Annotated in this window: 26 protein-coding genes; 15 read left to right on the forward strand and 11 right to left on the reverse strand. The window is 72.5% G+C overall.

Annotated elements, in window-relative coordinates:
• Nucleotides 1-73: 73 nt before the first annotated feature.
• The gene (locus ACL03H_RS08305; RefSeq protein WP_412810529.1) at nucleotides 74-1825 is read left to right on the forward strand and encodes an Hsp70 family protein; all 1752 of its coding nucleotides are present in this window, start codon (nucleotides 74-76) and stop codon (nucleotides 1823-1825) included.
• Here ACL03H_RS08305 and ACL03H_RS08310 read toward each other — a convergent pair whose 3' ends face one another.
• Nucleotides 1826-1951 carry a hypothetical protein gene (locus ACL03H_RS08310; RefSeq protein WP_412810665.1) on the reverse strand — a complete coding sequence of 42 codons (126 nt, stop codon included), beginning with the start codon at nucleotides 1949-1951 and terminating at the stop codon, nucleotides 1826-1828.
• A 42-nt stretch (nucleotides 1952-1993) separates the two neighbouring features.
• Between ACL03H_RS08310 and ACL03H_RS08315 the strand changes: the two genes are divergently transcribed.
• The 4 genes from ACL03H_RS08315 (at nucleotide 1994) to ACL03H_RS08330 (ending at nucleotide 5081) form a co-directional block, all read left to right on the forward strand.
• Nucleotides 1994-2188, forward strand: coding sequence for a DUF3046 domain-containing protein (locus tag ACL03H_RS08315; RefSeq protein WP_412810530.1), 195 nt, complete (start codon nucleotides 1994-1996; stop codon nucleotides 2186-2188).
• A gap of 244 nt (nucleotides 2189-2432) precedes the next feature.
• The gene (recA, locus tag ACL03H_RS08320) at nucleotides 2433-3473 is read left to right on the forward strand and encodes a recombinase RecA (RefSeq protein WP_412810531.1); all 1041 of its coding nucleotides are present in this window, start codon (nucleotides 2433-2435) and stop codon (nucleotides 3471-3473) included.
• Nucleotides 3474-3772: 299 nt separating this feature from the next.
• Nucleotides 3773-4279, forward strand: coding sequence for a regulatory protein RecX (locus ACL03H_RS08325; RefSeq protein ID WP_412810532.1), 507 nt, complete (start codon nucleotides 3773-3775; stop codon nucleotides 4277-4279).
• Nucleotides 4280-4403: 124 nt separating this feature from the next.
• Complete coding sequence (locus ACL03H_RS08330) at nucleotides 4404-5081, forward strand: HAD family hydrolase (protein WP_412810533.1); 678 nt, start codon at nucleotides 4404-4406, stop codon at nucleotides 5079-5081.
• Between the two features lie 12 nt (nucleotides 5082-5093).
• Here the strand turns inward: ACL03H_RS08330 and ACL03H_RS08335 are convergent, their stop codons facing one another.
• The 4 genes from ACL03H_RS08335 to edd all read right to left on the reverse strand — a co-directional run bounded on the left by ACL03H_RS08335 (nucleotide 5094) and on the right by edd (nucleotide 9963).
• A complete protein-coding gene (locus ACL03H_RS08335; RefSeq protein WP_412810534.1) occupies nucleotides 5094-5840 on the reverse strand; it encodes a hypothetical protein in 747 nt (248 codons plus the stop codon).
• A 27-nt stretch (nucleotides 5841-5867) separates the two neighbouring features.
• Nucleotides 5868-7289: a polysaccharide deacetylase family protein gene (locus ACL03H_RS08340; protein WP_412810535.1), complete on the reverse strand. Its 1422-nt coding sequence runs from the start codon at nucleotides 7287-7289 to the stop codon at nucleotides 5868-5870.
• Between the two features lie 87 nt (nucleotides 7290-7376).
• Nucleotides 7377-8000 carry a bifunctional 4-hydroxy-2-oxoglutarate aldolase/2-dehydro-3-deoxy-phosphogluconate aldolase gene (gene eda / locus ACL03H_RS08345; protein ID WP_412810536.1) on the reverse strand — a complete coding sequence of 208 codons (624 nt, stop codon included), beginning with the start codon at nucleotides 7998-8000 and terminating at the stop codon, nucleotides 7377-7379.
• Between the two features lie 103 nt (nucleotides 8001-8103).
• Nucleotides 8104-9963, reverse strand: a complete 1860-nt coding sequence (gene edd, locus ACL03H_RS08350; RefSeq protein WP_412810537.1) for a phosphogluconate dehydratase — start codon at nucleotides 9961-9963, stop codon at nucleotides 8104-8106.
• Between the two features lie 482 nt (nucleotides 9964-10445).
• Here edd and ACL03H_RS08355 point away from each other — a divergent pair, with 482 nt between their 5' ends.
• Nucleotides 10446-11081, forward strand: coding sequence for a transporter substrate-binding domain-containing protein (locus ACL03H_RS08355; protein WP_412810538.1), 636 nt, complete (start codon nucleotides 10446-10448; stop codon nucleotides 11079-11081).
• 18 nt (nucleotides 11082-11099) lie between these two features.
• On the opposite strand, the gene ACL03H_RS08360 is transcribed toward ACL03H_RS08355, so the two are convergent.
• From ACL03H_RS08360 to ACL03H_RS08375, 4 genes are all read right to left on the reverse strand, one after another.
• Entirely contained in the window at nucleotides 11100-11960 is an 861-nt protein-coding gene (locus ACL03H_RS08360; RefSeq protein ID WP_412810539.1) for an amino acid ABC transporter permease, read from the reverse strand.
• On the reverse strand, nucleotides 11957-12607 hold the full coding sequence (locus ACL03H_RS08365; RefSeq protein ID WP_412810540.1) for an amino acid ABC transporter permease: 651 nt from the start codon (nucleotides 12605-12607) through the stop codon (nucleotides 11957-11959). Before ACL03H_RS08365 ends, ACL03H_RS08360 begins: the two co-directional genes overlap by 4 nt.
• 75 nt (nucleotides 12608-12682) lie before the next feature.
• Nucleotides 12683-13576 (reverse strand): glutamate ABC transporter substrate-binding protein, encoded by an 894-nt coding sequence (locus ACL03H_RS08370; protein ID WP_412810541.1) that lies wholly within the window; start codon nucleotides 13574-13576, stop codon nucleotides 12683-12685.
• A gap of 64 nt (nucleotides 13577-13640) precedes the next feature.
• Nucleotides 13641-14369, reverse strand: coding sequence for an amino acid ABC transporter ATP-binding protein (locus ACL03H_RS08375; RefSeq protein WP_412810661.1), 729 nt, complete (start codon nucleotides 14367-14369; stop codon nucleotides 13641-13643).
• 620 nt (nucleotides 14370-14989) lie between these two features.
• Here ACL03H_RS08375 and miaB point away from each other — a divergent pair.
• Both miaB and ACL03H_RS08385 read left to right on the forward strand, forming a co-directional pair.
• A complete protein-coding gene (gene miaB / locus ACL03H_RS08380) occupies nucleotides 14990-16480 on the forward strand; it encodes a tRNA (N6-isopentenyl adenosine(37)-C2)-methylthiotransferase MiaB (protein ID WP_412810542.1) in 1491 nt (496 codons plus the stop codon).
• Nucleotides 16477-17040: an Rv2732c family membrane protein gene (locus tag ACL03H_RS08385; protein ID WP_412810543.1), complete on the forward strand. Its 564-nt coding sequence runs from the start codon at nucleotides 16477-16479 to the stop codon at nucleotides 17038-17040. Before miaB ends, ACL03H_RS08385 begins: the two co-directional genes overlap by 4 nt.
• Nucleotides 17041-17231: 191 nt before the next feature.
• Here ACL03H_RS08385 and ACL03H_RS08390 read toward each other — a convergent pair whose 3' ends face one another.
• Nucleotides 17232-18560: a DUF349 domain-containing protein gene (locus tag ACL03H_RS08390; protein ID WP_412810544.1), complete on the reverse strand. Its 1329-nt coding sequence runs from the start codon at nucleotides 18558-18560 to the stop codon at nucleotides 17232-17234.
• 246 nt (nucleotides 18561-18806) lie between these two features.
• Here ACL03H_RS08390 and ACL03H_RS08395 point away from each other — a divergent pair, with 246 nt between their 5' ends.
• The 5 genes from ACL03H_RS08395 to ACL03H_RS08415 all read left to right on the forward strand — a co-directional run bounded on the left by ACL03H_RS08395 (nucleotide 18807) and on the right by ACL03H_RS08415 (nucleotide 24096).
• On the forward strand, nucleotides 18807-19520 hold the full coding sequence (locus tag ACL03H_RS08395) for a class III extradiol ring-cleavage dioxygenase family protein (protein WP_412810545.1): 714 nt from the start codon (nucleotides 18807-18809) through the stop codon (nucleotides 19518-19520).
• A 42-nt stretch (nucleotides 19521-19562) separates the two neighbouring features.
• Complete coding sequence (gene miaA, locus ACL03H_RS08400; protein ID WP_412810546.1) at nucleotides 19563-20474, forward strand: tRNA (adenosine(37)-N6)-dimethylallyltransferase MiaA; 912 nt, start codon at nucleotides 19563-19565, stop codon at nucleotides 20472-20474.
• A 10-nt stretch (nucleotides 20475-20484) separates the two neighbouring features.
• Nucleotides 20485-21336: a diaminopimelate epimerase gene (gene dapF / locus ACL03H_RS08405; RefSeq protein ID WP_412810547.1), complete on the forward strand. Its 852-nt coding sequence runs from the start codon at nucleotides 20485-20487 to the stop codon at nucleotides 21334-21336.
• A gap of 268 nt (nucleotides 21337-21604) precedes the next feature.
• Nucleotides 21605-22975, forward strand: coding sequence for a GTPase HflX (gene hflX / locus ACL03H_RS08410; RefSeq protein WP_412810662.1), 1371 nt, complete (start codon nucleotides 21605-21607; stop codon nucleotides 22973-22975).
• Nucleotides 22976-23082: 107 nt separating this feature from the next.
• Nucleotides 23083-24096: an NHL repeat-containing protein gene (locus ACL03H_RS08415; RefSeq protein WP_412810548.1), complete on the forward strand. Its 1014-nt coding sequence runs from the start codon at nucleotides 23083-23085 to the stop codon at nucleotides 24094-24096.
• Nucleotides 24097-24130: 34 nt separating this feature from the next.
• On the opposite strand, the gene lexA is transcribed toward ACL03H_RS08415, so the two are convergent.
• Nucleotides 24131-24769: a transcriptional repressor LexA gene (lexA, locus tag ACL03H_RS08420; protein WP_412810663.1), complete on the reverse strand. Its 639-nt coding sequence runs from the start codon at nucleotides 24767-24769 to the stop codon at nucleotides 24131-24133.
• A gap of 326 nt (nucleotides 24770-25095) precedes the next feature.
• Between lexA and ACL03H_RS08425 the strand changes: the two genes are divergently transcribed.
• The gene (locus ACL03H_RS08425; RefSeq protein WP_412810549.1) at nucleotides 25096-25581 is read left to right on the forward strand and encodes a LysM peptidoglycan-binding domain-containing protein; all 486 of its coding nucleotides are present in this window, start codon (nucleotides 25096-25098) and stop codon (nucleotides 25579-25581) included.
• A 264-nt stretch (nucleotides 25582-25845) separates the two neighbouring features.
• Nucleotides 25846-26331 carry a transcriptional regulator NrdR gene (gene nrdR, locus ACL03H_RS08430; protein WP_412810550.1) on the forward strand — a complete coding sequence of 162 codons (486 nt, stop codon included), beginning with the start codon at nucleotides 25846-25848 and terminating at the stop codon, nucleotides 26329-26331.
• The last annotated feature ends 57 nt before the right edge of the window (nucleotides 26332-26388 follow it).

Here is a 26388-nt window from a genome sequence, read left to right on the forward strand (position 1 = left end):
TCGTCCGTCGTGACAACATTCATCAGAACGGGTGGTCCGGACTCCCGGATCCGGTGAGGGAAGGACACAACCGGTGCGCGTGCTGTCGGTGGACCTCGGCACCTCCAACACGGTCGCGGTGCTGTCCGCGCACGGCAGGCCGCCGCGAGTCGTCGAGGTCGACGGCTCGGCGACGATGCCGTCGGCCGTGTTCGCCACCGAGGACGGTGCGATCGTCGTGGGACGGGACGCGGAGCGCCGCGCGCGGCTCGACCCGTCCCGCTTCGAGCCGAACCCGAAGCGCCGCATCGACGAGGGCACCCTGCTGCTCGGGGACGCGATCATCACCGTCACCGACGCGATGGCCGCCGTGCTGCACCGCGTCGCCGAGGAGACCACCCGCCAGCTCGGCGGTGCCCAGCCCGACGAGGTCCGGCTCACCCACCCCGCGCAGTGGGGCCCCACCCGCCGCACCGTGCTGCTGTCGGCGGCCCGGCTGGCCGGTTTCCGCGGCGAGCTGGTGCTGATCCCGGAGCCGGTCGCCGCCGCGGCGCACTTCGCCTCGTTCCCCGGGCGCGCGCTGCCGCCGGGCGGGGTGCTGGCGGTCTACGACCTCGGCGCGGGGACCTTCGACTGCGCCGTCGTCGGCGCCACCCCCGGTGGCTTCGCGGTGCTGGCCGAGGACGGGCTCGCCGACCTCGGCGGCCTCGACGTGGACCAAGCGCTGCTGGAGCACGTCGGCCGCCAGGTCTCCAACAAGGACCCGCAGCGGTGGCAAGCCCTCCTGCGCCCGGGAACCACCGCCGACCGCCGCGCTCAGCGCGCGCTGCGCGAGGACGTCCGGGAGGCCAAGGAGGTGCTGTCCCGGCACGTGCAGACCGAGGTGCCGATGCCGGAGCCCTTCGCCGACGTGCTGGTCACCCGGCAGGAGCTGGAGGCGCTGATCAGGCCGAGCCTGCGCCGCAGCGTCGAGATGCTGGCGGCGCTGCTGCGAGCCGGGGGAATGGGTCCGCAGCAACTCGCCGGGCTCTACCTGGTCGGTGGTTCCAGCCGGTTGCCGCTGGTCGCGAGCCTGATCGGGGAGGAGCTCGGCATCGTGCCCACCAGCCTCGACCAGCCGGAGACCGCCGTCGCGCTGGGCGCGCACCACGTGGCCCGCGACGGTGGCGCGGCGCGCACCGACCGCTCGGGATTCGCCCCGCCGACCCCGCCCGGCGGCTACCCGCCGCCCGCCTTCCCCGTCCCGCCGCCCGCGCCGGGCCGCACCTCCCGCCGCCCGCTGGTCCTCGGCGGCGCGCTCGCGGCCGCGCTCGTGCTGGTCGCGGCGGTGGTGCTGGCGGGAGCGCTCGGCGGTGGTGGCGCGGCGCCCGGGGCGGCGGAGTGCCGGGACGTCTCGGCCAGGGACGCGGAGGGCTTCACGCCCTGCCTGCGCGCGCTCGCGGGAGACCTGCCGGAGCGGGCGCACTGCGCGCCGGGCTGGCAGCGCCCGGTCCCCGGCCTGCGCGATCTCGGCGGGGTGGTCGTCTCCTGCGCGGAGGGCAATCCGGACGACGCCGCGCTCGTAATCTACGCGCACCTGGACTCGGTGGAGGCGGCGCGGGAGCGGGCGGAACTGCTGCTGATGTTCCACGGCGCGGCCGGCGGCGAGGTGCGCGCGGCCTGGTCCGGCGGCGGTCTCACCGGCCGCTACCGCGCGGTGGTGGGGGAGTCGGTGGGCACCGCCGTGTTCACGGCCGACGACCTCCCGGTGGTCGGCGCTGTGCTCACCCCGAACGGCGACCACCGGCTCACCCCGGACGGCGTGGCCGACGAGTTCGAGCGGCTGGTGCAGCCGGGCGCCGCCTGATCAGCGCCCGCGCTGGTTCCAGAACCAGCGCAGCGCCACGACGATGGCGACCAGCAGCATCGCCGCGATCACCAGCTGGCCCAGCGGGCTGGACAACCCGGTCGGATCGGTCTGCATCGGCAGCACACCGCGACGGTACCCGCGGCCGCGCTGAGTACGCTGGGACCGATGCGACACACCGATTTCCGCGAACGGATGGCTCAGGAGTTCGGCAGGCTGCGCGCCGAGATGCTCGCCGAGGACCACGTGATGTCGGAGCTCGGCGGCCGCACGGTGGACCAGGCGCTGGAAGCGGGCTACCCGCCGAAGCAGGTGTGGCGGGCGCTGTGCGACAGCTTCGGGGTGCCCGCGGCCCGCCGCTGAGCCCCTTCTGTCCCCCGTTCCGGTGCGGGACGGGTTTTCTGCCCCTCGTTGGAGTGACGGCACTGGCGTGTCGGCTCGTCGATCGAACATTCGTTCGCCTATGATCGGTGGCGTGGATCGGACGCGGTTGCGGACCGGCCTCCTCGCCGGAGCGGCGATCGGGCCAGCGCACCGGAGTGTCGGTCCCACCCCGTAGCGTCGTGCGAGCACGACGACAGTCCGACTTGACCGAGGTGGACCCCCGATGGCAGCGACACCGGACAAGGGCAAGGCGCTCGAACTGGCCCTGGCCCAGATCGACAAGCAGTACGGCAAGGGATCGGTGATGCGGCTCGGCGACGAGTCGCGGGCGCCGGTCGAGGTCATCCCCACCGGCTCCATCTCGCTGGACGTGGCGCTGGGCATCGGCGGCCTGCCGCGGGGTCGCATCGTGGAGATCTACGGCCCGGAGAGCAGCGGCAAGACCTCGGTCGCGCTGCACGCGGTGGCCAACGCGCAGAAGCTGGGCGGCACCGCCGCGTTCATCGACGCCGAGCACGCGCTGGACCCGGAGTACGCCAAGTCCATCGGAGTGGACACCGATGCGCTGCTGGTCTCCCAGCCCGACACCGGTGAGCAGGCGCTCGAGATCGCGGACATGCTGATCCGCTCCGGCGCGCTGGACTGCATCGTGATCGACTCGGTGGCCGCGCTGGTGCCGCGCGCCGAGATCGAGGGCGAGATGGGCGACAGCCACGTCGGCCTGCAGGCCCGGCTGATGAGCCAGGCGCTGCGCAAGCTGACCTCGGCGCTCTACAACGCGAAGACCACGGCGATCTTCATCAACCAGCTCCGCGAGAAGGTCGGCGTCATGTTCGGCAGCCCGGAGACGACCACCGGCGGCAAGGCGCTGAAGTTCTACTCCTCGGTGCGGCTGGACGTGCGCCGGATCGAGACGCTCAAGGACGGTTCGGACGCGGTGGGCAACCGGACCCGGGTGAAGGTCGTGAAGAACAAGACCGCGCCGCCGTTCAAGCAGGCCGAGTTCGACATCATCTACGGCATCGGGATCAGCCGCGAGGGCTCGCTGATCGACATGGGCGTGGAGCAGGGCATCATCCGCAAGTCCGGTGCCTGGTACACCTACGAGGGCGACCAGCTCGGCCAGGGCAAGGAGAACGCCCGCAAGTTCATGCGGGAGAACCCGGACGTGGCCAACGAGATCGAGAAGCGGATCAAGGAGAAGCTCGGCATCGGGGCCAAGCTGGACGCCGACGAGGCCGCCCCGGCTCCTGTCGAGTTCTGAGCCCGGTGGTCTCGGAGGACGACTTCGCCGAGAGCCCCCGCCCGCGGCGTGGCGGCGGGCGGTCCGGCGGCGGAGGTGTGTGGCGCAGCACCGAGGGGCCTCCCGGTGGCCCGGGCCCCGAGAGCCCGGCCTCCGGCATCCCGGGCCCGGGGGATACCGGGGCCCGACCCGGCGCGGACAGCGCTCCGGCTCCCGGCAACCGCCGTCGGCGCAGCGCGAGGGCGGAGGGTCAGCTCCCGGAGCGCGACTCCGGACGGCAGCGCGACCCAGGACGGCAGCGGGAGGAACGTCCGCCCGGGGTGCCGCAATCCCCGGAGGCGCAGGCTCGCGACGTGGTGTACCGGCTGCTGGCGGTGCGCGCCCGCAGCCGATCCGAGCTGCGGCAGGCCCTGCTGCGCAAGGAGATCGACGAGGACGTGGCGGACGCGGTGCTGCAGAAGTTCGTCGACGCCGGGCTGGTGGACGACGCGGAGTTCGCCGAGGCCTGGGTCAACGAGCGGCAGCGCAATCGAGGCCTCGGACGCAAGGCGCTCGGCTACGAGCTGCGCCGCAAGGGCGTGGCGGAGGAGCTCGTCGCCGAGGCGCTCTCGGCGGTCGACGCCGAGTCGGAGGAGGAACGCGCGCGGGAACTGGTGCGCCGCAAGCTCCGCTCCGGCCGGGTGGACGACCGGGAGAAGCTGCTGCGGCGGCTGGTCGGGATGCTCGCCCGCAAGGGATACCCGGAGGGGCTGGCCTTCCGGGTGGTCAAGGACGAGCTCGACCGGGCGGAGCTGGACGCGGGGACGGACGACGCGGAGCTGCCGTGACCGCGCCGCCGTCCAGTAGGCTGCCCGACCGGGCCTCCCCGATGATCACGTGATCGCGCACTGGCGGACGCGCGGGTCGGCTCCGGGCGACCCGACGAGCGCAGCCGAGCGGAACAGGGGTGTTATGCGAGCCGGTGCTGGCACGGAGACGCGGCACATCGTGTGGGACTGGAACGGCACGTTGCTCGATGACAACGAGGCCGTGGTCTCGGCGGTCAACTCGGTTTGCGCCGAGTTCGGCCGCGACCCGATCGACCTGGAGCGCTGGCGGTCGATCTTCAGTCGCCCGCTGCTGCAGTGCTACGAGCGGCTGCTGGAGCGCCCGCTGAGCCCGGCGGACTGGGACCGGCTCGACGTGCTCTACCACGGGCACTACCGGGAGCTGGTGCACACGGCCCGGCTCGCGGACGGAGTGCCGGAGGTGCTGCGCGAGTGGGCGGTCGCCGGCGGCACCCAGTCGTTGCTGTCGATGTGGTTCCACGACGAGCTGGTCCCGCTGATCACCGAGCTGGGGCTGCTGCCCCTGTTCGAGCGCGTCGACGGACTGCGCACCGACGTCGGCGGCGGCCCGAAGGCCGAACACCTGGGGCGGCACCTCGCGGAGCAGGGACTGCCTCCGGCCGACGTGGTGCTCATCGGCGATGTGGTGGACGACGCGCGGGCAGCGGAGGAGGTCGGCGCCGGGTGCGTCCTGGTGGCCACGGGCGTGATGAGCCGCGCCGCGCTGGAGGCGACCGGCGTCCCCGTCTTCGACTCGATCCCGCAGGCCGTCGAACGGATCAGCACCGAACGCGCGGCCTGACCGGTCCCGCGGTCAGAACGGCGTCGGCGGTGAGGTGGTGACGATCCGGCGCCACGGGCCGTCGGGGACGTCGACCTCGTCGACGAAGCGCCAGCCCACCCGGTCCTGCGCCCCGTTGAGCCGGGTGAAGCCGAGGCAGCCGTTCAGCGCGGGGGAGACGTCCATCCCGGCCCCGTTGAACCGGGTGTTCGCCGGGCGCGCGTCGTCGTGCCCGAACACGTAGCGCGCGTCGTGGTACTCGGCGGGCCCGGCGTCCTGGATCTGTCCGAAGCAGGTGACGCCGCCCCGGACCAGTTGCACCCAGCGGTTCTTGAGGTAGCTGAAGGACCGGTCCCGTTCCCGCCCGGCGTAGCCGGGGTCCCGGCTCCACGGCACCACGCTCCCGCGCCGCGCGAAGGCGATCGGATCGTTCAGGTCGTCGAAGGGCAGGTCTAGGTAGAAGGGGTTCTCGCGCGGTGCCATCCGGGTGGGGAAGAACTCGTGGGCCGCGGTGCGGGGCTCCGTCTCGCACCTGCCGTCGATCAGCACCCCGTCGCAGCCGCCGTAGTGCCGCTGCCAGGCCGAGTCGTAGGCCGAGATCATCTGGCTGCCGTCCGAGGCGTCCGGATCGAGCACCTCCCCGACCCAGAAGGTCGTCGCCACGATCCGGGTGTGCCAGGGGTACGCGCGCCCGGACAGCACCGGCTCCTCATCCGCGCACGACGTGGCGATCAGCGCCGCCGCCAGCGCCACCACGGCGTGCGTCCGGGTGCTCGGCATCCGCGTCCACCCCCGGTTCCTCGCCGCTCACAGGCACGTCCACCGCCGGGGGACCCACCAGGCCAGCTCCCGGCAGGCGCTGTCGTTGCTCGCCTCGGAGTCGAGCCGCACCGCGTAGTCGTCGGTGGTGACCGAACCCCGGGAGAACAGCGCGAGCCCGAAGCTGAGCCCGGTCGCCTCCTCCGGCACGGGCGGCGTGGTCCACCGCGCGAGCGCCCACCGCTCGGCCGGGCCGAAGGTGGGCCCGGCCGTCCAGTACCGCCACTGCCCGGCCCGGTCCCGGTAGTACACCGCGAACTGGGTCGGCGCGGTCGACTTGAACCAGGTGCTGAGCGCGTAGTTGCTCCCCGTCCGCACGGGCAGCGCGTACTCCCCGAGGTCCAGCGTGGACATCAGCTTCGCATCGCCCGACGTGAAGCGGGGCATGTCCAGCCGCTGCGCCCATTCGCCCTCGTGCGCGTCCCGGGTCCGGGTCCAGACCGGGGTGTTCTCGCCCCACCCGCCGGTCTGCCAGCCCAGCGGAGCCCCCTCCGGACCCGGTTCCTCCAGCGAGGCGTTCACCGGGCGCACCCGCTCCTGCGGTGGCGGTGCGCGGTGCACGGGAGCGACCGCACCGCCGACGACCTCGTCCACCGTGCGCACGGCGGTGCCGCGCTGCCGCAGCCAGCCCGCGAACTCGTCGAGCACCTCCGGAGGCACGGCCAGCGGCCCGCAGGTGTCGCAGGTCTGGTGCAGCACCAGCGGGAGCCACCCGCCGCCGGAGTCCTCGACCCGCCGCACCGCTTCCTGCAGCTGGGCGGCGGTGGTCTCGCGGGTGACCATGCCCGGGGACTTGATCGCGAACGGATCGGCGGGCGGCGTGGTCTCCCCGGCCGCGCAGTCCGGGCAGTCGCGGACCGAGTGCAGTCCGGCCATGGTCCGGGAGCTGTTGTAGCCGCACGCCCGCACCGCCCTGCGCACGCCCTCGTCGGATTCGTCGAACGGAGCGGTGAACGAGGTGACGCGGTAACCCCACCGGGTCAGGTTCGCCCGGTCGTCGCAGATCTGCCTGCGTCGCTCGTCGGGGCTGACCCGAGTCAGGTCGGAATGGGTGACGGTGTGCCCGCCGATCTCGTGCCCCGATCCGGCGATGTGCCGCAGGTCGTCGTGACCGAGGTAGCCGGGGCTGCCGATCGCCCCGGAGATGATGTAGAAGGTGCCGCGCATCCCGTGCCGCCGGAGCACGTCGGCGCCCGCGGTCTGCGAGGCGCTGCCGTCGTCGAAGGTGAAGCTGACGACGGTCCCCGGGCGCTCCGGCGCCGCGGGCCGTGCCGAGCCGGTCGGACCGCCCGGGCCGAGGGCGAGCAGCACGACCAGCAGCAGGGCGCCCGGGGCTCGCCGGGACCACGCGGGAGCGGGCCCCGGCCAGCGGCGAGGTGTGGCGCGCAGGTGCATTCGGTGACCGCCCAAGCATCGAGGGTCTCCGACGCTACGCAGCGGTACCCGCCGCGCGGATGGCGCGCGAGGGGGAAACCGCCTACCGCGTTCGCGGGAGGTTCAGCCGAGGGCGGCGGCCTGCCGGGCCAGCGCCTCGATCTGTCCCCACTGCCCGGTCTCGAGGAGCTGCTTCGGCGCGAGCCAGGAGCCGCCGACGCACCCCACGTTGGGCAGCGCCAGGTAGCGGCCCGCGTTGTCGGTGCCGATGCCGCCGGTGGGGCAGAACCGCAGCTGCGGCAGCGGACCGGCGAGCGACTTCAGGTACGGGACGCCGCCGCTGGCCTCGGCGGGGAAGAACTTCATCGCCGTCATCCCGCGTTCGGCCAGCCGCATCGCCTCGGAGGCGGTGCTGATCCCGGCGAGGCAGGGAAGCCCGCTGGCCTCGACGTCGTCGAGCAGCCGGTCGGTGCTGCCGGGGGTGACGAGGTAGCGGGCTCCGGCCTCGCGGGCCTTGTCGGCCTGCCCGACCTCGGTGATGGTGCCCGCGCCGACGACGATCTCCGGGACCTCGGCGGCGAGCCGTTCGATCGCGGGCAGCCCGGCGGAGGTCCGGAGGGTGACCTCGATGGTGCGGATGCCGCCGCGCAGCAGCGCTTGGCCCAGCGGTACCGCGTGCGCGGCGTCGTCGAGCGCGACGACCGGGACGACGGGACTGAGGTCGAGCACTTCGGAGGCAGTCTTCATGGTGGTGTTCACCCGGTTTCCGTGAAACGCCTGTGCAGGCGGTGATCCTGTCATGCGGTGCGCGGGAGGTGCGGTGCCCACCCGCGCACTCCGGTGCGGCGGCTCAGACCGCCACGTCGGTCGGCTCGTCGGCGCGCTGCTGCGCGGCGAACACGCTGGCGCCCTGGTCGGCGCGGCCGACAGCGCGCCGGAAGGTGGCGAACAGTTCGCGTCCGGTGCCGTGCTGCGCCGCCGGAGCGCCGGGAGCCGGCTCGCGGGAGGCGAACTCCTCGTTGCCGACGAGCACCTCCAGGGTTCCCTGGTCGGCGTCGAGCCGGATCATGTCGCCGTCGCGCACCCGCGCCAGCGGCCCGCCCGAGGTGGCTTCCGGGGTGACCTGGATGGCGGCGGGGATCTTGCCGGACGCCCCGGACATCCGCCCGTCGGTGACCAGCGCGACCTGGTGGCCGCGATCCATGAGCACTCCCAGCGACGGGGTGAGCCCGTGCAGCTCGGGCATCCCGTTGGCCTGCGGCCCCTGGTTGCGGATGACGACCACGACGTCCTGGTTCAGCTCACCGGCGCGGAAGAGCTCGGTGAACTCGTGCTGGTCCTCGAAGACCCGGGCGGGGGCGGTGACGACCCGGTTCTCCGGCTTGACCGCCGAGACCTTGATGACCGAGCTCCCCAGGTTGCCGCGCAGCACCCGCAGCCCGCCGTCGGGGGCGAAGGCGTCCCCCACCCCGCGCAGCACGTCGGGGTCCAGGCTCTCGGCCGGGGCGTCGCGCCACACCAGCTCACCGTCCTCCAGGAACGGCTGCTGCCGGTACCGGTCCAGGCCGAACCCGGCGACGGTGTGCACGTCGGGGTGCAGCAGCCCGGCGTCGAGCAGCTGCCCCACGAGGGTCTGCACGCCTCCGGCGGCGGCGAAGTGGTTGATGTCCGCGGAGCCGTTCGGGTAGACCCGCGACAGCGAGGGCACCACGGCGGAGAGCTCGGCGAAGTCGTCCCAGGTGAGCTCGATCCCGGCGGCCGCCGCGATCGCGGGCAGGTGCAGGGTGTGGTTGGTGGAGCCGCCGGTGGCCAGCAGCGCCACGACGCCGTTGACCAGCGCCCGCTCGTCCAGGAGCTGCCCGATCGGGGCCTGTTCGGAGCCCTTCGCGAGTGCCACGACCTGCCGCGAGGCCTCCTCGGTGAGCGCCCGGCGCAGCGGGGTCCCGGGGGCGACGAAGCTGGAGCCCGGCAGGTGCAGTCCCATCACCTCGACGACGAGCTGGTTGGAGTTCGCGGTGCCGTAGAAGGTGCAGGTGCCGGGGGAGTGGTACGAGGCCGACTCGGCTTCGAGCAGCTCTTCGCGGGTCGCCCTGCCCTCGGCGAACAACTGCCGGATCCGGCTCTTCTCGTTGTTGGGCAGGCCGGAGGCCATCGGCCCGGCGGGCACCAGGATCGTCGGCAGGTGTCCGAAGGCGAGCGCGCCGATGAGGAGGCCGGGCACGATCTTGTCGCAGACCCCGAGCAGCAGCGCCCCGTCGAACATCTCGTGCGAGAGCGCCACCCCGGTGGCCATCGCGATCACGTCGCGGGAGAACAGGGAGAGCTCCATCCCGGTCCGTCCCTGGGTGATCCCGTCGCACATCGCGGGGACCCCGCCCGCGAACTGGGCGACGCCACCGGCCTCGCGGACCGCGTCCTTGATCTGCTCGGGGTACGCGGCGTAGGGCTGGTGCGCGGAGAGCATGTCGTTGTAGGCGGACACGATGGCCACGCCGGGCTTGGTCTCGCCGCGCACCGCGATCCGATCCGCGCCGCTGCACGCCGCGAACCCGTGGGCGAGGTTGCTGCAGGGCATCCCGGACCGGACTGGACCCTCGCCCGCCGCCGCGGCGATGCGGTCGAGGTACTCGCGCCGGGTCCGCTCGCTGCGGTGCGCGATGCGCTCGGTGACCTGCCGCACGACGGGGTGGATGGCCGCTTGCGTCGCCATTCGTCGCCTCCTGACGCCTCTTCTGCTGTGCTTGCGCACGAGGGCGACGACGCTGGCGCCTCTTCTCTGCGTGACGACAGCCACACTAACGGGTGTGATTCGGAAATCAAAACCGATCCAGAATTCGTTGCGAGTGTGAACGCGGGATGGCGGACTGATGACGAGCCGCGACGGGCGTCCGTTCGAGCCGCTGGACTCCGGACTCGGCCTCGACGCCGAGCGGCGCGGGTCCGGGGCCGTCGGCCGGGGCAGGAGGAGGTCCTGAGGTCTTCTTCGGCGCCCGGGCCCGTGCGCACCGCGTGACGGTGGCATTGCCGGAATGCCGCGCCCGCGTTGCGATGATCGTTCGGGCGAAGGGCCCAGCGCGCGGGGTCGACGCGTTCTCCGGACACCATTCGTGCTTCGCGGAACTGATTCCGGAATCGCGGTTCCGTGCGCATTCCGCGGCGATCAACGGGATCACCGAGTGGCAGGATGGGCGCATGCGCACGGATGTGGTGGCAGCGGTTCTGGTGAGCGCGATCGGACTGGCCGGGTGTTCATCGGCGGAGTCCCCGGAACCCGCGGGGCGGCCCGCGCCCCCGCCCCCGGTCGCCCCGCCCGCTCCGGTGAACCCACCCGCTCCGGTGGCCCCACCGCCCCCGGTCGCCCTGGACACCTCGCCGGTGCTGGAGGAGATCCAGCAGCGGGGAACGCTGCTGGTGGGCGTGCGCGCCGACGCGCCCGGGTTCGCCGCCCGCGACGGCGCCGGCGGCTACCGGGGATTCGACGTGGAGATCGCGAAGCTGCTCGCGCGGGGCATCGGCCTGAACCCCGACACCCAGGTGTCCTACCGGATGTTGCCGCCGACCCTGCGCGCCGACGCGCTCGCGGGGGGCAGCGTGGACCTGCAGGTCGGCGGAATCGAACCGGGCTCGCCCGGCTTCACCGCGATCGGTCCGTACGCGATCACCGGGGACGGCGCGGAGCTCTACCTGGCGGTCAGGTCGGGTGATGACGTGCTGGTGGAACGGCTCACCGAGGTGCTCGACCGCGCGGTGCGCGACGGCGGCTGGCAGCGCGCGTACGACACCACGCTGGCCCCGGCTGGGGTGCGGGCCCACCCCGCTCCGCGTTGAGCGAGGCGGGCCCGCGGCTCATTCCCCGGCGTCGGCCGCGGCGACCGGCGCGTTCGCGGTCTTGCGGCCCTGGCTGAGCCTGCGCTCGGTGAACACCGCGACCCGGCTCAGCGCGTAGTTGATCAGAATGAAGATCACGCCGATGATGAGGTAGGTCTGGATCGGGTTGTTCAGGTTCTGGATGATGATCTGACCCTGCCGGACCGTGTCCGCGTACGAGATGATGAAGCCCAGCGAGGTGTCCTTGACGACCACGACGAGCTGGCTGATCAGCGCTGGCAGCATCGCCCGGAACGCCTGCGGCAGCAGCACCGTGCGCAGCACCTGCGAGCGCCGCAGGCCGATCGCGTAGGCCGCTTCGCCCTGGCCGCGCGGCAGCGACAGGATCCCCGCTCGCACGATCTCGGCGATGATCACAGAGTTGTACGCGGTCAGCCCGATCACGAGGTACCAGAACACCGGCATGTCCAGGCCCAGCGAGGGCAGCACCCGGCTGGCGAAGAACACGGCGATGACCACGGGCACGCCGCGCAGCAGCTCGACCAGCCCGACCACGATCCAGCGGTACCAGGGCGCCGCGGTCACCCGCGACACGGCCAGCAGGGTGCCGACGACCAGGGAGAACGCCATCGCCAGCGCGGCGGCCAGCAGCGTGTTCCCGAGCCCGGCGCCGAGCAGGCTCCACAACGCGGTGAACGTGGCGTCGGTGGGGTCGATCAGCGGACCCCACTTCTCCGCGGTGAGCTGGTCGTTCGCCCCGAGCGTGATCAGCACCCACGTCAGCAGCGCCAGCAGCACGGCGCCGACGACGGCGCTGAGGACCAGGGCGCGGCGCTTGGCGGCCGGCCCGGGGGCCTCGTAGAGGACGGAGTTCGTCATCGGGCGATCGCCACCTTCCGCTCCAGGACGCCGAGCAGCAGCCCGGACGGGATCGTGATCACCAGGTAGCCGATCACCACGCCGATCAGCACCGGCAGCACGGCCTCGCCGCGCGCCGAGGTCAACGTGTCGCCGACCGCGAACAGGTCCCCGCCCACGCCGAAGGCGCCCACGATCGCCGAGTTCTTGATCATCGCGATGAACACGTTGCCCAGCGGCGGCACCACGGTGCGCACCGCCTGCGGCAGCACGATCAGGCTCAGCACCTGGCCGAACCCGAGGCCGACCGCGCGGGCGGCCTCGGCCTGGCCCGGCGGAACGGAGTTGATGCCGCTGCGGATCGCCTCGCAGACGAAGGCGGAGGTGTAGAGGGCCAGCCCGATGGTGCCGAACCAGAAGTACGAGCCGTTCAGGCCCAGTTCGGGAAGCCCGAAGGCCATGAAGAACAGCACCACGGTCAGCGGGCAGTTGCGGAACGTGGTGACCCAGGCGGTGCCGGTCGCGCGCAGCGGGGGCAGCGGGGCCACCCGGAACGCGGCGATCAGGGTGCCCAGGACCAGTGCCAGCACGCCCGAGTACAGGCAGATCTGCAGCGTGCGCAGCAGCCCGTTCAGGTAGAGCGGCAGGTTGTCGGTGATGACGTGCACGGTTCTCTCCGGCTCTGCGGACAGGGGGAGGCATGGAAGAGGGGCGCCTGTTCGGCGCCCCTCACCGGAATGCGATCAACTGCAGGGGTCCAGCTGCGGCAGCGTCGGTGCCTGCGGCGACACCTTGCCCGCGGTGGCCTGCCAGGCCTTCTCGTAGGTCCCGTCACCGGCGGCGGTGGTGAGCGAGTCGTCGATGAACCGGCAGAACGCCACGTCGCCCTTCTTGATGCCGATGCCGTAGGGCTCCGAGGTGAACTGCTTGTCGACGAGCTTGAACTTGCCGCCGCCGTTCTCGACCAGGCCCATCAGGATCACGTTGTCCGTGGTCACGGCCTGGACCTGGCCGGTGCGCAGCGCGTCGGCGCACTTCGAGTAGACGTCGAAGAGCGTGAGGTTCTGCGGGTCGACGTACTTCTTGATCTCCTCGGCCGGGGTGGAGCCGGTGACCGAGCAGACCTTCGCCCCGGTCGCGCGCAGCGAGTCCGGTCCGGTGATCTCGGTGTTGTCCGCCGCGACCATCAGGTCCTGGCCCGCCTCGTAGTACGGTCCGGCGAAGCTGATCCGCTCGCGGCGCTTCTCGTTGACCGTGTAGGTGGCCACGACCATGTCGACGCGGCCCTGCTCGATGATCTCCTCGCGGGTCTTGCTCGGCGCCTCGACCCACTCGATCTGGTCGGGGGACAGGCCCAGCTTCGCCGCGACGATCTTGCCGATCTCGACGTCGAAGCCCTGCGGGGTGCCGTCCAGGCCCTTGAGGCCGAACAGCGGCTGGTCGAACTTGGTGCCGATGCGGATCTTGCCGCCCTGCTGGAGGTCGGCCATCGTGGTGCCGGGCTCGAACTTGGCGCCGGTGTCGACCGGGATGTCGGTGCCGCCCGCGAGCTGGTTGCCCCCGCCGCCTCCGCAGGCCGTCAGCGCCAGCGCCAGCGATGCCACCAGCACGCCCCAGCGCATGTTCCGCGCGTTCATCTCGGATTCCCCTCTCTGGATGTGAACCGCTCGACGCCCCGCGGGATGCGCGGGGACCGCGAGGTCAGTGGGTGAGGATCTTGCTCAGGAAGTCCTGCGCGCGGGCGCTCTCCGGCTCGTCGAAGAACCGACTCGGCGTGGAGTCCTCGACGATGCGGCCGTCCGCCATGAACAGGACGCGGTGCGCGGCGCGGCGGGCGAAGCCCATCTCGTGCGTGACCACCAGCATGGTCATGCCCTCGGCGGCGAGCCCGGCCATCACGTCGAGCACCTCGTTGACCATTTCGGGGTCCAACGCGGAGGTCGGCTCGTCGAACAGCATGACCTTGGGCTTCATCGCCAGGGCGCGGGCGATCGCGGCGCGCTGCTGCTGGCCGCCGGAGAGCTGGGCGGGGTACTTCTGCGCCTGGTTGGCGATGCCCACCCGGTCGAGCAGGGCCAGGCCCTCGCGCTCGGCGGTGGCCCTGTCCAGCTTGCGGACCTTGATGGGCCCGAGCAGCACGTTCTCCAGGATGGTCTTGTGCGCGAACAGGTTGAACTGCTGGAACACCATGCCCACGTCGGCGCGCAGCTCGGCGAGCGCGCGGCCTTCGGCGGGCAGCGGCTTTCCGTCGATCTCGATGGTTCCGGAGTCGATGGGCTCCAGCCGGTTGATCGCGCGGCACAGCGTGGACTTGCCCGAGCCGGAGGGGCCGAGCACGACCACTACCTGGCCTGGGGGCACGGTCAGGTCGACGTCCTGCAACACGTGCAGGGACCCGAAGTGCTTGTCCACCGAGGACATGCGGATCATCGGCGAATCCGGGGAACCGGCGGTCATGCACACTCCTAGCCCGAGGGAAGTCCGGATCTGATGGCGAAAATTTAAGCTGCCCGCCCCGATTAGTCCATATGGTGCGCGTCAACTCAGGTTGCAACTCGGTTACGCGACGACTACGAGGGATTTCCCCGATTTCTCGGAGATCGTTCCCCAGGGCTCTCAACTGCGGGTAAGTCGCGCGTCCCGGCGGGTGGAGAGCGCAGGTGGTGATCGTTCCGGGGAGTGTGGTCAATCACTTTCGGTGTCTGTCAGGTTTCCTGTTCATCCTTCCGGGTCTATTCGAGTGCTACTCGGAGTAACTTAATGAAAGCGGCTCCGGTCCGCTCCGCGCCGAGGTATGCGCGCGGGGCCGACCCGTCGCGCGGTGCCCCCGCCGTCGCCCGCGACCGGTTCGGCCCCACCGCCCGCCGGCCCGGGCGGTTCCCGCGCGGGCGGGTGGAGCGCCGGGCTCCGGCCCGTCCCGCGCACCTCCGGGGAGGTCCTCGCAGCTCCCGAGGGGTGCGCCGGAGGCGGCGGAACCGCTCGCGCGGGTGCGCCCCGACCGCGCCCCGGGCGGCCGTCGAACGCTCCTGATCAGGCGATATGGTGGCCGGGTGAGCACGACGAGCGTTTCCAGGACGTATGAGATCCGCACCTACGGATGTCAGATGAACGTGCACGATTCCGAGCGGCTGTCCGGGATGCTCGAAGACGCCGGTTACGTGCGCGCCGCGAAGGACGACGACGCCGACGTCGTCGTGTTCAACACCTGCGCGGTCCGGGAGAACGCCGACAACCGCCTCTACGGCAACCTCGGTCACCTGCGCCCCGCGAAGCAGGAGCGCCCCGGGATGCAGATCGCCGTGGGCGGCTGCCTCGCGCAGAAGGACCGCGGTGAGATCGTCCGCAGAGCGCCCTGGGTCGACGTCGTGTTCGGCACCCACAACCTCGGCTCGCTGCCGACGCTGCTCGAACGCGCGCGGCACAACGAGGAGGCCGAGGTCGAGATCCTCGAAGCCCTCGAGACCTTCCCCTCCACGCTGCCCGCGCGGCGCGAATCCGCCTACTCGGGCTGGGTCTCCGTCTCGGTGGGCTGCAACAACACCTGCACGTTCTGCATCGTGCCCGCGCTCCGCGGCAAGGAGAAGGACCGCAGGCCCGGCGACGTGCTCGCCGAGGTGCGGGCCCTGGCCGACGAGGGCGTGCTGGAGGTGACGCTGCTCGGGCAGAACGTCAACGCCTACGGTGCCGAGTTCGGCGACCGCCTCGCCTTCGGCAAGCTGCTGCGCTCCTGCGGGGAGATCGACGGCCTGGAACGGGTCCGGTTCACCTCCCCGCACCCGCGCGACTTCACCGACGACGTCATCGAGGCGATGGCCGAGACGCCCAACGTCTGCCCGCAGCTGCACATGCCGCTGCAGTCCGGCTCCGACCGCGTGCTCAAGGCGATGCGCCGCTCCTACCGGTCGGATCGCTACCTGGGCATCCTGCGCAAGGTGCGGGAGGCGATGCCGGACGCCTCGATCACCACCGACATCATCGTCGGCTTCCCCGGGGAGACCGAGGAGGACTTCGAAGCGACCCTCCAGGTCGTCCGCGAGGCGCGGTTCAGCTCGGCGTTCACCTTCCAGTACTCCAAGCGCCCGGGAACCCCGGCCGCCGAGCTGCCCGACCAGCTGCCCAAGGAGGTCGTGCAGCGGCGCTACGACCGCCTCATCGCGCTGCAGAACGAGATGTCCTGGGAGCTGAACAAGGAGCTCGTCGGCCGCGAGGTGGAACTGCTCGTGGCCGAGGGCGAAGGCCGGAAGGACCTCGCGACCCGCAGGCTTTCGGGCCGCGCCCGCGACGGGCGGCTCGTGCACTTCCACCCCGGCGGCGCCGTGGATCGCGAGATCCGGCCCGGCGACGTCGTGCGCACCCGCGTGACCCAGGCCGCCCCGCACCACCTGGTCGCCGACGGCGAGCTCATCGCCCACCGCCGCACCCGGGCCGGCGACCACTGGGAGGAGGGCCGCCGCCCCAAGACCTCCGGGGTCGCTCTCGGACTGCCGTCCTTCGGCGCCCCCGCCCCGCAGCCCGCGGCCGAGCAGGGGTGCGGCTGTTGAGCGAGGACGACCGCGAACCCCGGAATCGCCCGCGGGAAGGGGATGACGTGCAGGCCGCTGATTCGACGCACACCGATCCGAACGCCGGTCCGACCGGCGACGAGCAGGCGCGCACCGACCGCCGCGAGCTCTCCCGCGCCGAGCGCGACCTGCTCCGCCGCATCGACCCGGGCCGCACGGCGGTCACCATCGCGGCGGTGATCCTGGTGCTCATCGCCAGCTCGCTGCTGCCGTGGATCGGCTCCGCCAGCGGCGTGGAGATCCTGCTCGGCCAGGCCGACCCCGCGCTGGACGTCGGCCTGCTGCCCCGCTTGTTCTCCGTCAACGCGACCCTGGTCGGGGTGCTGCTCGGCGCGATCGCCCTGATCAGCCGCCGGTGGGCGCTGGCCTGGGTGGCCGGAATGGCGGCGATCATCGTGTCCTTCGAGGGCGTGATCGCGATCTGGTCGCGGCAGACCGCGCCCGTGGGAGGCCCCTCCTGGGGACTGGTGCTGGCCGCGCTGTGCATGATCGTCCTGGCCGTGCAGTGGCTGCGGATCGTCCTGACCCGGCCCGGCTGAATCGCGGCTCCTGACTCCGGGGGCGGAGCCCCGCGGCTTCCGCCCCGCGGGCTCGACGTCCCGATCAGCACGGGCACGAGGGACGTCGCCGTCCTCGCGGTGGTGCCGGTCGTTCGAGCCGGTTCCCGCGCAGCGTGCGCTCCGCTGCCGGGACGCGGGAACCGGGCCCGATCGGAACCGCGAGTCGACGATCAGCGATCGGCGAGCGCCCGCTCCGCCGCGTCGAGCCAGACGCGCCACTGGGCGGCCTGCTCGTCGGCCTTCTTCGCCCGCTTCGCGTCGCCCGCGGCGCGCGCCTTCTCGGCCTGCGCCTCGAACTGCTCCACGCGCTCCCGGAACTGGTCGACCCGCGCCTGCGCCTCCGGGTCGCTCCGCCGCCACTGCGCGTCCGAGGCCTCGCGCACCTTGTCCGCGATCGAGCGCAACCGGCCCTCCAGCTCCCGCATCCGCTCGCGCGGCACCTTGCCGATCTCGTCCCACTGCTGCTGGATGCGCTGCAGGTGCGCCTGCGCGGCCGCCAGGTCGGCGCCGGGGTCGATCGCCTCGGCCTCGGCGAGCAGCGCCTCCTTGCGCTTCGCGTTCTCCGCGAACTCGGCGTCGCGCTCGGAGAACGCCGCCGAGCGGCGGGCGAAGAAGGCGTCCTGCGCCGCCCGGAACCGCTGCCACAGCGCGTCGTCGCTGTCCTTCGGAGCGCGGCCGCTGGCCTTCCACTCCGCCATCAGCTCCTTGTAGCGAGTCGCCGTCGCCCCCCAGTCGGAGGACTCGGTGAGCGCTTCCGCTTCGTCGACCAGCTCCTGCTTGCGCACCTTCGCCGCCGCCCGCTGGCGGTCCAGGTCGGCGAAGTGCGAGCCGCGCCTGCGGTTGAAGGCGTCGCGCGCCTTGGAGAACCGGCGCCACAGCTGCTCGTCCGTCTTGCGGTCCACGCCGCGCACGGACTTCCACTCCTCCAGGATCGCGCGCAGCCGGTCCCCGGCGGACTTCCAGTGCGTCGCCTCGGCCGCGATCTCCTCCGCCTCGGCGGCCAGCGCCTCCTTGCGGGCGATCGCGTCCGCGCGCGCCTTCTCCTTGTGCGCCTTCGCCTCCTCGACCGCCTGCTCGGCGTGCCGCACGAGATGCTCGACGAGGGCGCCCAGGGCCGCCAGGTCGCCCACCACCGCCGCCTCGGGCAGCGCGTCCCGCAGGTGCTGCGCGCTGGTCAGCGATTGCTTCGCGTCCCCGGAACCGCTGGTGAGCCGCTTCTCCAGCAGCTCGGCCTCGGTGCGGAGGTCGTCGAACTTCCGGGCGAAGTGCGCCAGGCCCTCCGCGGGTTCGCCAGCCTGCCAGGAGCCGACGCTGCGCTCGCCCTCGGCGGTGCGGACGTAGACGGTGCCCGCCTCGTCGACCCGGCCCCACCGCTGCGGCTCCGGCGAGGCGGCCGGGACGGAGGGCGCTGCCGAGGCGGATCCGGACCCGGCGGCGATCGCGGCCGCGTCGGGCGTCGCGCCCGCAGTGCTCTCAGGGGTCGTGTCCTGGTGCGTCATGACCGGAATCCTCCTCGGGTACCCGCTTCGGTGCCCGTGCCGGGCACGGGCGCCCCGCACGCGCGGGGCCGGTGCGCGTCGATCCGGACCCGGTTCGGAGTCCGATCTCCGCTGGCGCATTCAAACAGGTCGGCACCCGCACCGGAATTCCGGCGGTCCCCCGGGCCACGAGCGGCCGGTGCGAGCGGTACCCGGGAACCGGACGTCCCCCTCGGGCCGGGGGCCGACCACCTCTACGGTGCACGTGTGATCACCCGCATCGCCGTGGTGCCCTACCCGCCGCTGCTCGTGCCCGAGCTCACCGCGCGGACGAGCTCGTTGATCGAGCCGGTGCGGAGCGCTTGCCTGCGCGCCACCACCAGTCTGGCGGAGTCCGCGACCGAGTGGGTCGCGGTGGGGGTCGACCCGCTCGGTCCGGTCGTCCTGGATCCCGCCACGACCGGCACGTTCGCCGGTTTCGGCGTCGACGTGCCCGTTTCGCTGCGCGACGGGGCAGACCTCGCGGGCCCCGATCCGGACTTGCCGCTGCCCGCTCTGATCGCCGGGCTGCTGCGCGCGCGGGCGGGGGCGGTCTCGGCCTCGGTGCGGCTGCTGCACCCGGACACCCCCGCCGAGGAGGCCGCCGAGCTCGGCGCGCGACTGGACGCGGAGGGCCCCGAGACCGCGCTGCTGGTGCTCGCCGAGGGCGGCAGCCACCGCGACGAACGCTCGCCGCACCCGCCCGACCCGCGCGCGGCGGGCCTCGACGACCGGCTGGCCCGCGCGCTGCGCGAGGTCGACGGGCCGGACCTGCTGCGGCTCGACCCGCGCGAGTGCGCCGAGCTGGGCGTGCGGAGCCGGGCTTCCTGGCAGGTCGCCGCCGGGGTGGTGGCCACCGGGAGCTGGCGCTCCGAGGTGCTCTACTCGGACGCGCCGCTGGGCATCGCCTATCACGTCGGGGTGTGGACCAGGACGGCCTAGGTGGCGCCGTCGGCGGGCTCCGGCAGGCCTTACAGTCCCAGCGTGTCCGCCGCAAACCTGGCTCGACCGGTGGCGATCGTGGGGCCCACCGCGACCGGCAAGTCCGATCTGGCCGTCGAGATCGCCACCGAGCTCGGCGGCGAGATCATCAACGCCGATGCGATGCAGCTCTACCGCGGGATGGACGTCGGCACCGCCAAGCTCACGGCGGACGAGCGGCGCGGCGTGCCGCACCACCTGCTCGACGTGCTCGAGGTGACCGAGACGGCCTCGGTGGCCGCCTACCAGCGCGACGCGCGCGCCGCGATGGAGGACGTGCTCGCCAGGGGCCGCACCCCGGTGCTGGTGGGAGGCAGCGGGCTCTACGTGCGAGCCGTCCTCGACGACCTGCGGTTCCCGGGAACCGACCCGCTGGTGCGGGCGCGGTGGGAGGAGCGGTTGTCCGCCCTCGGCCCGGCCGAGCTGCACCGCCGCCTGGCTGAGCTGGACCCACCCGCCGCGGAGGCCGTCCTGCCCTCGAACGGGCGACGCCTGGTGCGAGCGCTGGAGGTCATCGAGATCACCGGTGAGCCCTTCTCGGCGAACCTGCCCGTGCCCGGACCGCCGCGCTACGACACCGCGATGATCGGTCTGGACCTGCCGGTCGCGGAACTCGACGACCGGGTGGACCGGCGCGTCACCCGCATGTTCGACGGGGGACTGGTCGCGGAGGTGCGGGGACTGGTCCAGCTCGGGCTGCGCGAGGGGCGGACGGCATCCCGCGCACTGGGCTACCAGCAGGTGCTCGCCGAGCTGGACGGCTCCGGCGACATGGCCGTGGCCGCCGCTGAGACGGCCCGCCTGACCAGGCGCTTCGTTCGCAAGCAGCGATCCTGGTTCCGGCGCGACGAGCGCATCAGCTGGTTCGCCCCCGCCGCGGCGGCTGCGGGAATCCGCGCACTCCTGCGCACGTAGAATCGGCGGCGTGCGGTTTTCCGGAGGACCAGAGTTCATCAAGGGCCACGGCACGCAGAACGACTTCGTCCTGCTGCCCGACCCGGACGGCGAGCTGAAGCTCACCGATGAGCACGTGCGCGCGCTCTGCGACCGCCGTCGGGGCTTCGGCGCCGACGGGGTGCTGCGCGTCGTGCGCGCGGGCGCGGTGGCCGACGCCCCCGGCGACGTGGACCCGGACGTGTGGTTCATGGACTACCGCAACGCCGACGGCTCCCGCGCCGAGATGTGCGGGAACGGGGTGCGGGTCTTCGCTCGCTACCTGGTCGACTCGGGCCTGACCACCCAGGCGGAGTTCCCCGTCGGCACCCGCGCCGGGGTCCGTTCCGTGCAGGTGCACTCCGACGGCGGCAGCACCGTCGACATGGGCCCGGCGGAGGTCGGCGTCGATTCGGTGGCCGTGCTCGGCGGACGTGACTTCCCCGGCCTGGCCGTGGACGTGGGCAATCCGCACCTGGCGTGCGTCACCGACGTCGGCTTGGACGAGCTCGACCTGAGCACGGCGCCCGCGCACGACGGCGCCGTGTTCCCCCGCGGGGTGAACGTGGAGTTCGTCCGGCGAACCGGGCCCGACCGGGTGCGGATGCGGGTGCACGAGCGCGGGGTGGGCGAGACCCGATCCTGCGGCACGGGCACCGTCGCCGCCGCCGTCGCGGCGCTCCGGACGGACGGGCAGCGCACCGGAAGCCGGATCGTCGACGTGCCCGGTGGCACCGTGCGCGTCGAGGTGACCGAGGAGACGACGCTGCTCACCGGGCCCGCGGTGTTCGTCGGCGGCGGCCGGATCGACGACGGCTGGTGGCGGCAGCTCGCGGGCGGCTGAGCGGGCGAACCCGGGCTTGTCCTGGGCCTCGGCCGGCAGCACGCCGGTTCGGAGGGTGAAAACCGCTCGCGTGTCGTGGGACAATGGGTCGCATATGAAGAACTCCGCACTGTGGTCACAGGAGGCGGGCGCCCCGGCCGGGTCTGCCCGCACGGCAACCGAGCCCGGCGACGGCGCCCACGAGCGCCTCGACCGGAACGCCCCGCTCGACGAAGGCGATCTCGACTTCCTGCCCGAGGCTGATCTCGCCGATCCGTCCACCGGTGAGATGGAACGCGAAGAGCGCGCGTCGCTGCGCCGGGTCGCGGGTCTGTCCACCGAGCTCGCGGACATCACTGAGGTCGAGTACCGGCGGCTGCGCCTGGAGCGCGTGGTGCTGGTGGGCGTGTGGACCGAGGGCGACGCGGAGCACGCCGAGTCCTCGCTGGCCGAGCTCGCCCGGCTCGCCGAAACCGCCGGTTCGGAGGTGCTGGACGGGCTCGTGCAGCGCAGGCCGCGCCCCGATCCGGCCACCTACGTCGGCTCGGGCAAGGTCAAGGAGCTGCGCGACGTCGTGATCTCCACCGGCGCCGACACCGTCATCTGCGACGGCGAGCTCTCGGCCGGTCAGCTGCGCCAGCTGGAGGACAAGCTCAAGGTCAAGGTCATCGACCGGACCGCGCTCATCCTCGACATCTTCGCCCAGCACGCCAGCTCCAAGGAGGGCAAGGCCCAGGTGGAGCTGGCCCAGCTGCAGTACTTCCTGCCGCGCCTGCGTGGCTGGGGTGAGGCGATGTCCCGGCAGGCCGGCGGTCGTGCGGGCGGTGCCAACGGCGGCGTCGGCACCCGAGGACCCGGTGAGACGAAGCTGGAGACCGACCGGCGGCGGATCCACAAGCGGATCAGCAAGCTGCGCCACGAGCTCAAGGCGATGAGCACCATCCGCAGCACCAAGCGCGGCAAGCGCGAGGCGCAGCAGGTCGCGGGCGTCGCCATCGCGGGTTACACGAACGCGGGCAAGTCCAGCCTGCTCAACGCGCTCACCGGCGCCGGGGTACTGGTCGAGGACGCGCTGTTCGCGACCCTCGATCCGACGACCCGCCGGGCCGAGACGCCGGACGGCAGGCCGTACACGCTGACCGACACGGTCGGTTTCGTCCGGCACCTGCCGCATCAGCTGGTGGAGGCCTTCCGCTCGACGCTGGAGGAGGTCACGGGGGCGGACCTGCTGGTGCACGTGGTGGACGGCTCCGAACCGCAGCCGCACGAGCAGGTCGCCGCCGTGCGCACCGTGGTCTCCGAGATCGCCGAGGAGCACGGTGCGCCGGTCCCCGAGGAACTCCTGGTGGTGAACAAGGTCGACCAGGTCGACCCCACCCGGATCGCCGAGCTGCGGCAGCTGCTGCCGGGCGCCGTGTTCGTCTCAGCGCACAGCGGGGAAGGGATCGCGGAACTCCGCGAGATCATCGCGGACCGGCTGCCGAGGCCGGACGTCTTCGTCGACGCGCTGGTGCCTTACACGCGCGGTGAGCTGGTCGCGAGGGTGCATTCGGAGGGTGACCTCGTCGCGGAGGAGCACACCGCGGAGGGCACCCACCTGCGGGCCAAGGTCCGTCCGGACCTGGCCGGGGCGTTGGCCCCCTTCACCCCCGCCGGATGAGCCGGTCGGCGTCCCGCCGGGGGCGCCGTGGCTCGACCCCGGAGCCCGCTCCCGGGCGCCGGGGTTCGCGCGCGTTCCGGTCGGCGCCCGCGGCCTGGGCGGCGGGGATGCTCCTGCTGGGGGTGACCGCCGGGCTCGCCGCGACGGCCGGTACTGCCGAGACGCAGGCCCTTCCCGCTCCCGAGCGGCCGTGCCGCATCAGCGATCCGGATCTCGACGAGCTTTCCGGTCTGGCCTCCGACGGCCGGTACTGGTACGCCGTGGACGACGGCGGCAGTTCGATCCGGGTCGCCCTGCTCGACCGCGCGGACTGCTCCGTGCGGGACGAGTGGACCTCGGAGGTCGATCCCTACGACGTCGAGGACCTCGCCCTGGCCCGGGACGGGGCGGTGTGGCTGGCCGACACCGGGGACAACCGGCGCAAGCGCAGCACGGTCGCGCTGCACCGCCTGACCGGTGATGGCGGTTCGGAGCTCTACCGGCTCACCTACCCCGATGGTCCGCACGACGCCGAGGCGCTGCTGCTGGATCGGGACGGCACGCCTTACGTGATCACGAAGGAGCCGTTCGGCGTCGCGTTCGTCTACCGTCCCGCCGGACCGTTGGCAGCCGGTGGCACCGTCCCCCTGGAAGGGGTCGGCACCCTCGCGCTGCCCACCACGGACTCCCCGGACGGTCCGGTCCGGAGCATCGGCACCCGGCTGGTGACAGGCGGCTCGGTGAGCCGCGACGGCACCCTGATCGCGGTGCGCACCTACACCGAGGCCTACCTCTTCCACGCCCCGGACGGAGACGTGGCGGCGGCCTTGCGGCGCCCTCCGGTCCCGATCCGGCTGCCACCGGAACCGCAGGGCGAGGCGATCGCCTGGGAACCTGACGGTTCCCTCGTGACGACCTCCGAAGGCCTCCAGCCCGTGCACGTGCTTCCCGGCGTCGCCGATCTGGTGCGTCCGCGCGCGGAACCCCCGCCGACGCCGTCAGGGCGGCCTGGTACCGATCAACCGCCCACCGGCGAACCTGGAGAAGGCGGCGATCCGCTCTCCGCTGCCCCCGCGCTGGTAGCGGCTGGGGGCCTCGCCGCGCTGCTGCTGTTCTACCTGTCCCGCCTGCGTCGCCGCTGACGAAGCCGAGCCGCGGGCTAGCGGGACCCGCGTCTCAGAGGCGGCGCAGCACCGCCACGACCTTGCCGAGGATCGTCGCGTCATCACCCAGGATGGGCTGGTACGCCTCGTTGTGCGGCATCAGCCAGACGTGCTCGTCGGTGCGCTTGAAGGTCTTCACCGTGGCCTCGCCCTCGATCATGGCGGCCACCACGTCGCCGTTCTCCGCGTCCGGTTGCTGGCGCACCGCTACCCAGTCCCCGTCCGTGATGGCCAGGTCGACCATCGAGTCACCGACGACCTGGAGCAGGAACAGCGAACCCTCGCCGACGATCTCCTTCGGCAGCGGGAAGACCTCTTCCACCGATTCCTCGGCGAGGATCGGGCCACCGGCGGCGATCCGGCCGACCACCGGTACGTAGGCCGGTTTCGGGCGCCCGGAGAGCTCCGACTGCTCGGAGTCGGCCACCAGCACGCCGACCGTGCGGGGACGGTGCGGGTCGCGCCGCAAGAAGCCCTTCCGCTCCAGCACGCGCAACTGGTAAGCGACGGAGGAGGTGGAAGTGAGCCCCACCGCGTCCCCGATCTCCCGGACGCTCGGCGGGTAGCCGTGGTCCCGCATCCAGCTGCGGATCGACTCGAGCACCTTGAGCTGCCGGTCGCTGAGCTCCTCGGTGCCCGGTTGCTCGGGCACCGAGGCGGCGGGCGCGGATCCCGCGGCGGCGTCGTCCTGGATGCCGGTCACGATCGTCTCGGCACCGCGAGAACCGTTCGTCGATCCGGTGCCGGGCGTGCCGCCGGAATCGCTGTTGATCGATTCGGTCGTATTGCTGACCACCACTGCCTCCTGTCCTCGGGAACGGGACTGCTCGTGACTCCGATTTCCACAGTAGACGGGGCGAACAGGAAGATCAAACACCTGTTCGAGTTAATTTGGCACACCCTCTGGCTATTTCGGGCGACACTGGTACACAATCGCACGGAGGTTCGATCGAACACTTTTTCGATCTTGTGCGTGGTGTGTCCCGGGTCGTCGCGAAGGGCCCGAAGCGGGAGGTGCTCGTGGTGGTGATGTCCGGTCCCGGTGTTCGGGGTGGATCCGGCGCTGGAACGATGGGGGTGCCGTCCGCCGGGCGGGGAGCGGCGGTGCCCGGCGGCGCGCGGGCGCGATGCGTCGCACCGGCCGCCCCGGCGGCGGAGCGGGCGCGCCCCGGTCGGTTCGCCGCCGTTCGCGAGTGCGCCTGGCTGGCGGGCGTCGGGCTCTGCGCCTTCGTCGGCGTGTTCCTGTTCGGCGTGCTCGCGCTCGATTCGGGCGAGCGCCCGGTGCCCGAGGGCACCGCGGTCGTCCGGGTCGTCGAGGGCGACACCCTGTGGTCGGTGGCCGCCCGGTTCGCCCCGGACAGCGATCAGCGGGCCGTGGTCGATCGCATCGTGGAGCTCAACCGGCTCGACGGCGAGGCGTCCGGCTCGGGCCGCGCGCTGGTGGTCCCCGAGCAGCGCGGCTGAGCGGCTCGGCGGCGGGCGCGGGGACGTTCCGCGCGGCTTTCGCAGGTAGCCGGGCCGGTGTCACTCGACCGGGCAACGTGGGGTGGGCCGGTTTGCTTGCCGATCGGCGGCGGATTAAAGTCGACCACAACATCTAGTAGTTACGCCGGTGTAGTTACTCCACAGGTTGCGATCGCGGAGTATTCGCGCGTCCACGAGGAGTGAGCGTGACCGGGCTACCGCGATGGTGTGGTTGACGACGATGCCGGGAAGGGGGTGAGTCCGATGCGGTGTCCGTTCTGCCGAGGCGATGATTCGCGGGTGGTCGACTCGCGGGAGGTCGAGGAAGGCCAGGCGATCCGGCGCAGGAGGTCGTGTTCGTCCTGCGGCCGCCGGTTCACGACGATCGAGGAGCTCGTGCTGTCGGTGGTGAAGCGCTCCGGCGTCACCGAGCCGTTCAGCCGCGAGAAGGTGGTTCGCGGCGTTCGCCGCGCCTGCCAGGGCCGTCCGGTCCAGGAGGACGCGCTGCAACAGCTCGCCCACCGCGTCGAGGACGCGGTCCGCTCCCGAGGTGTGTCGGAGTTGTCCAGCCATGAGGTCGGCCTGGCGATCCTGGGGCCGCTGCGCGAACTGGACGAGGTCGCGTACCTCCGGTTCGCCAGCGTGTACCGGGCCTTCTCGTCCGTCGAGGACTTCGAGAAGGAGATCGTCGACCTCAGGGCCGCCTCGGACGCGGTCTCGAAGGTGGCCGAGGGGGACACCGGTGGCTAGGTCGAAGCGGCGGCCCAGGCGCGGGTCGGCGGCGAACGGCGGTGGGATGCGGCCGGA

It is taken from the genome of Saccharopolyspora antibiotica, assembly GCF_047200635.1.
In the GTDB taxonomy this organism is placed as follows: domain Bacteria; phylum Actinomycetota; class Actinomycetes; order Mycobacteriales; family Pseudonocardiaceae; genus Saccharopolyspora_C.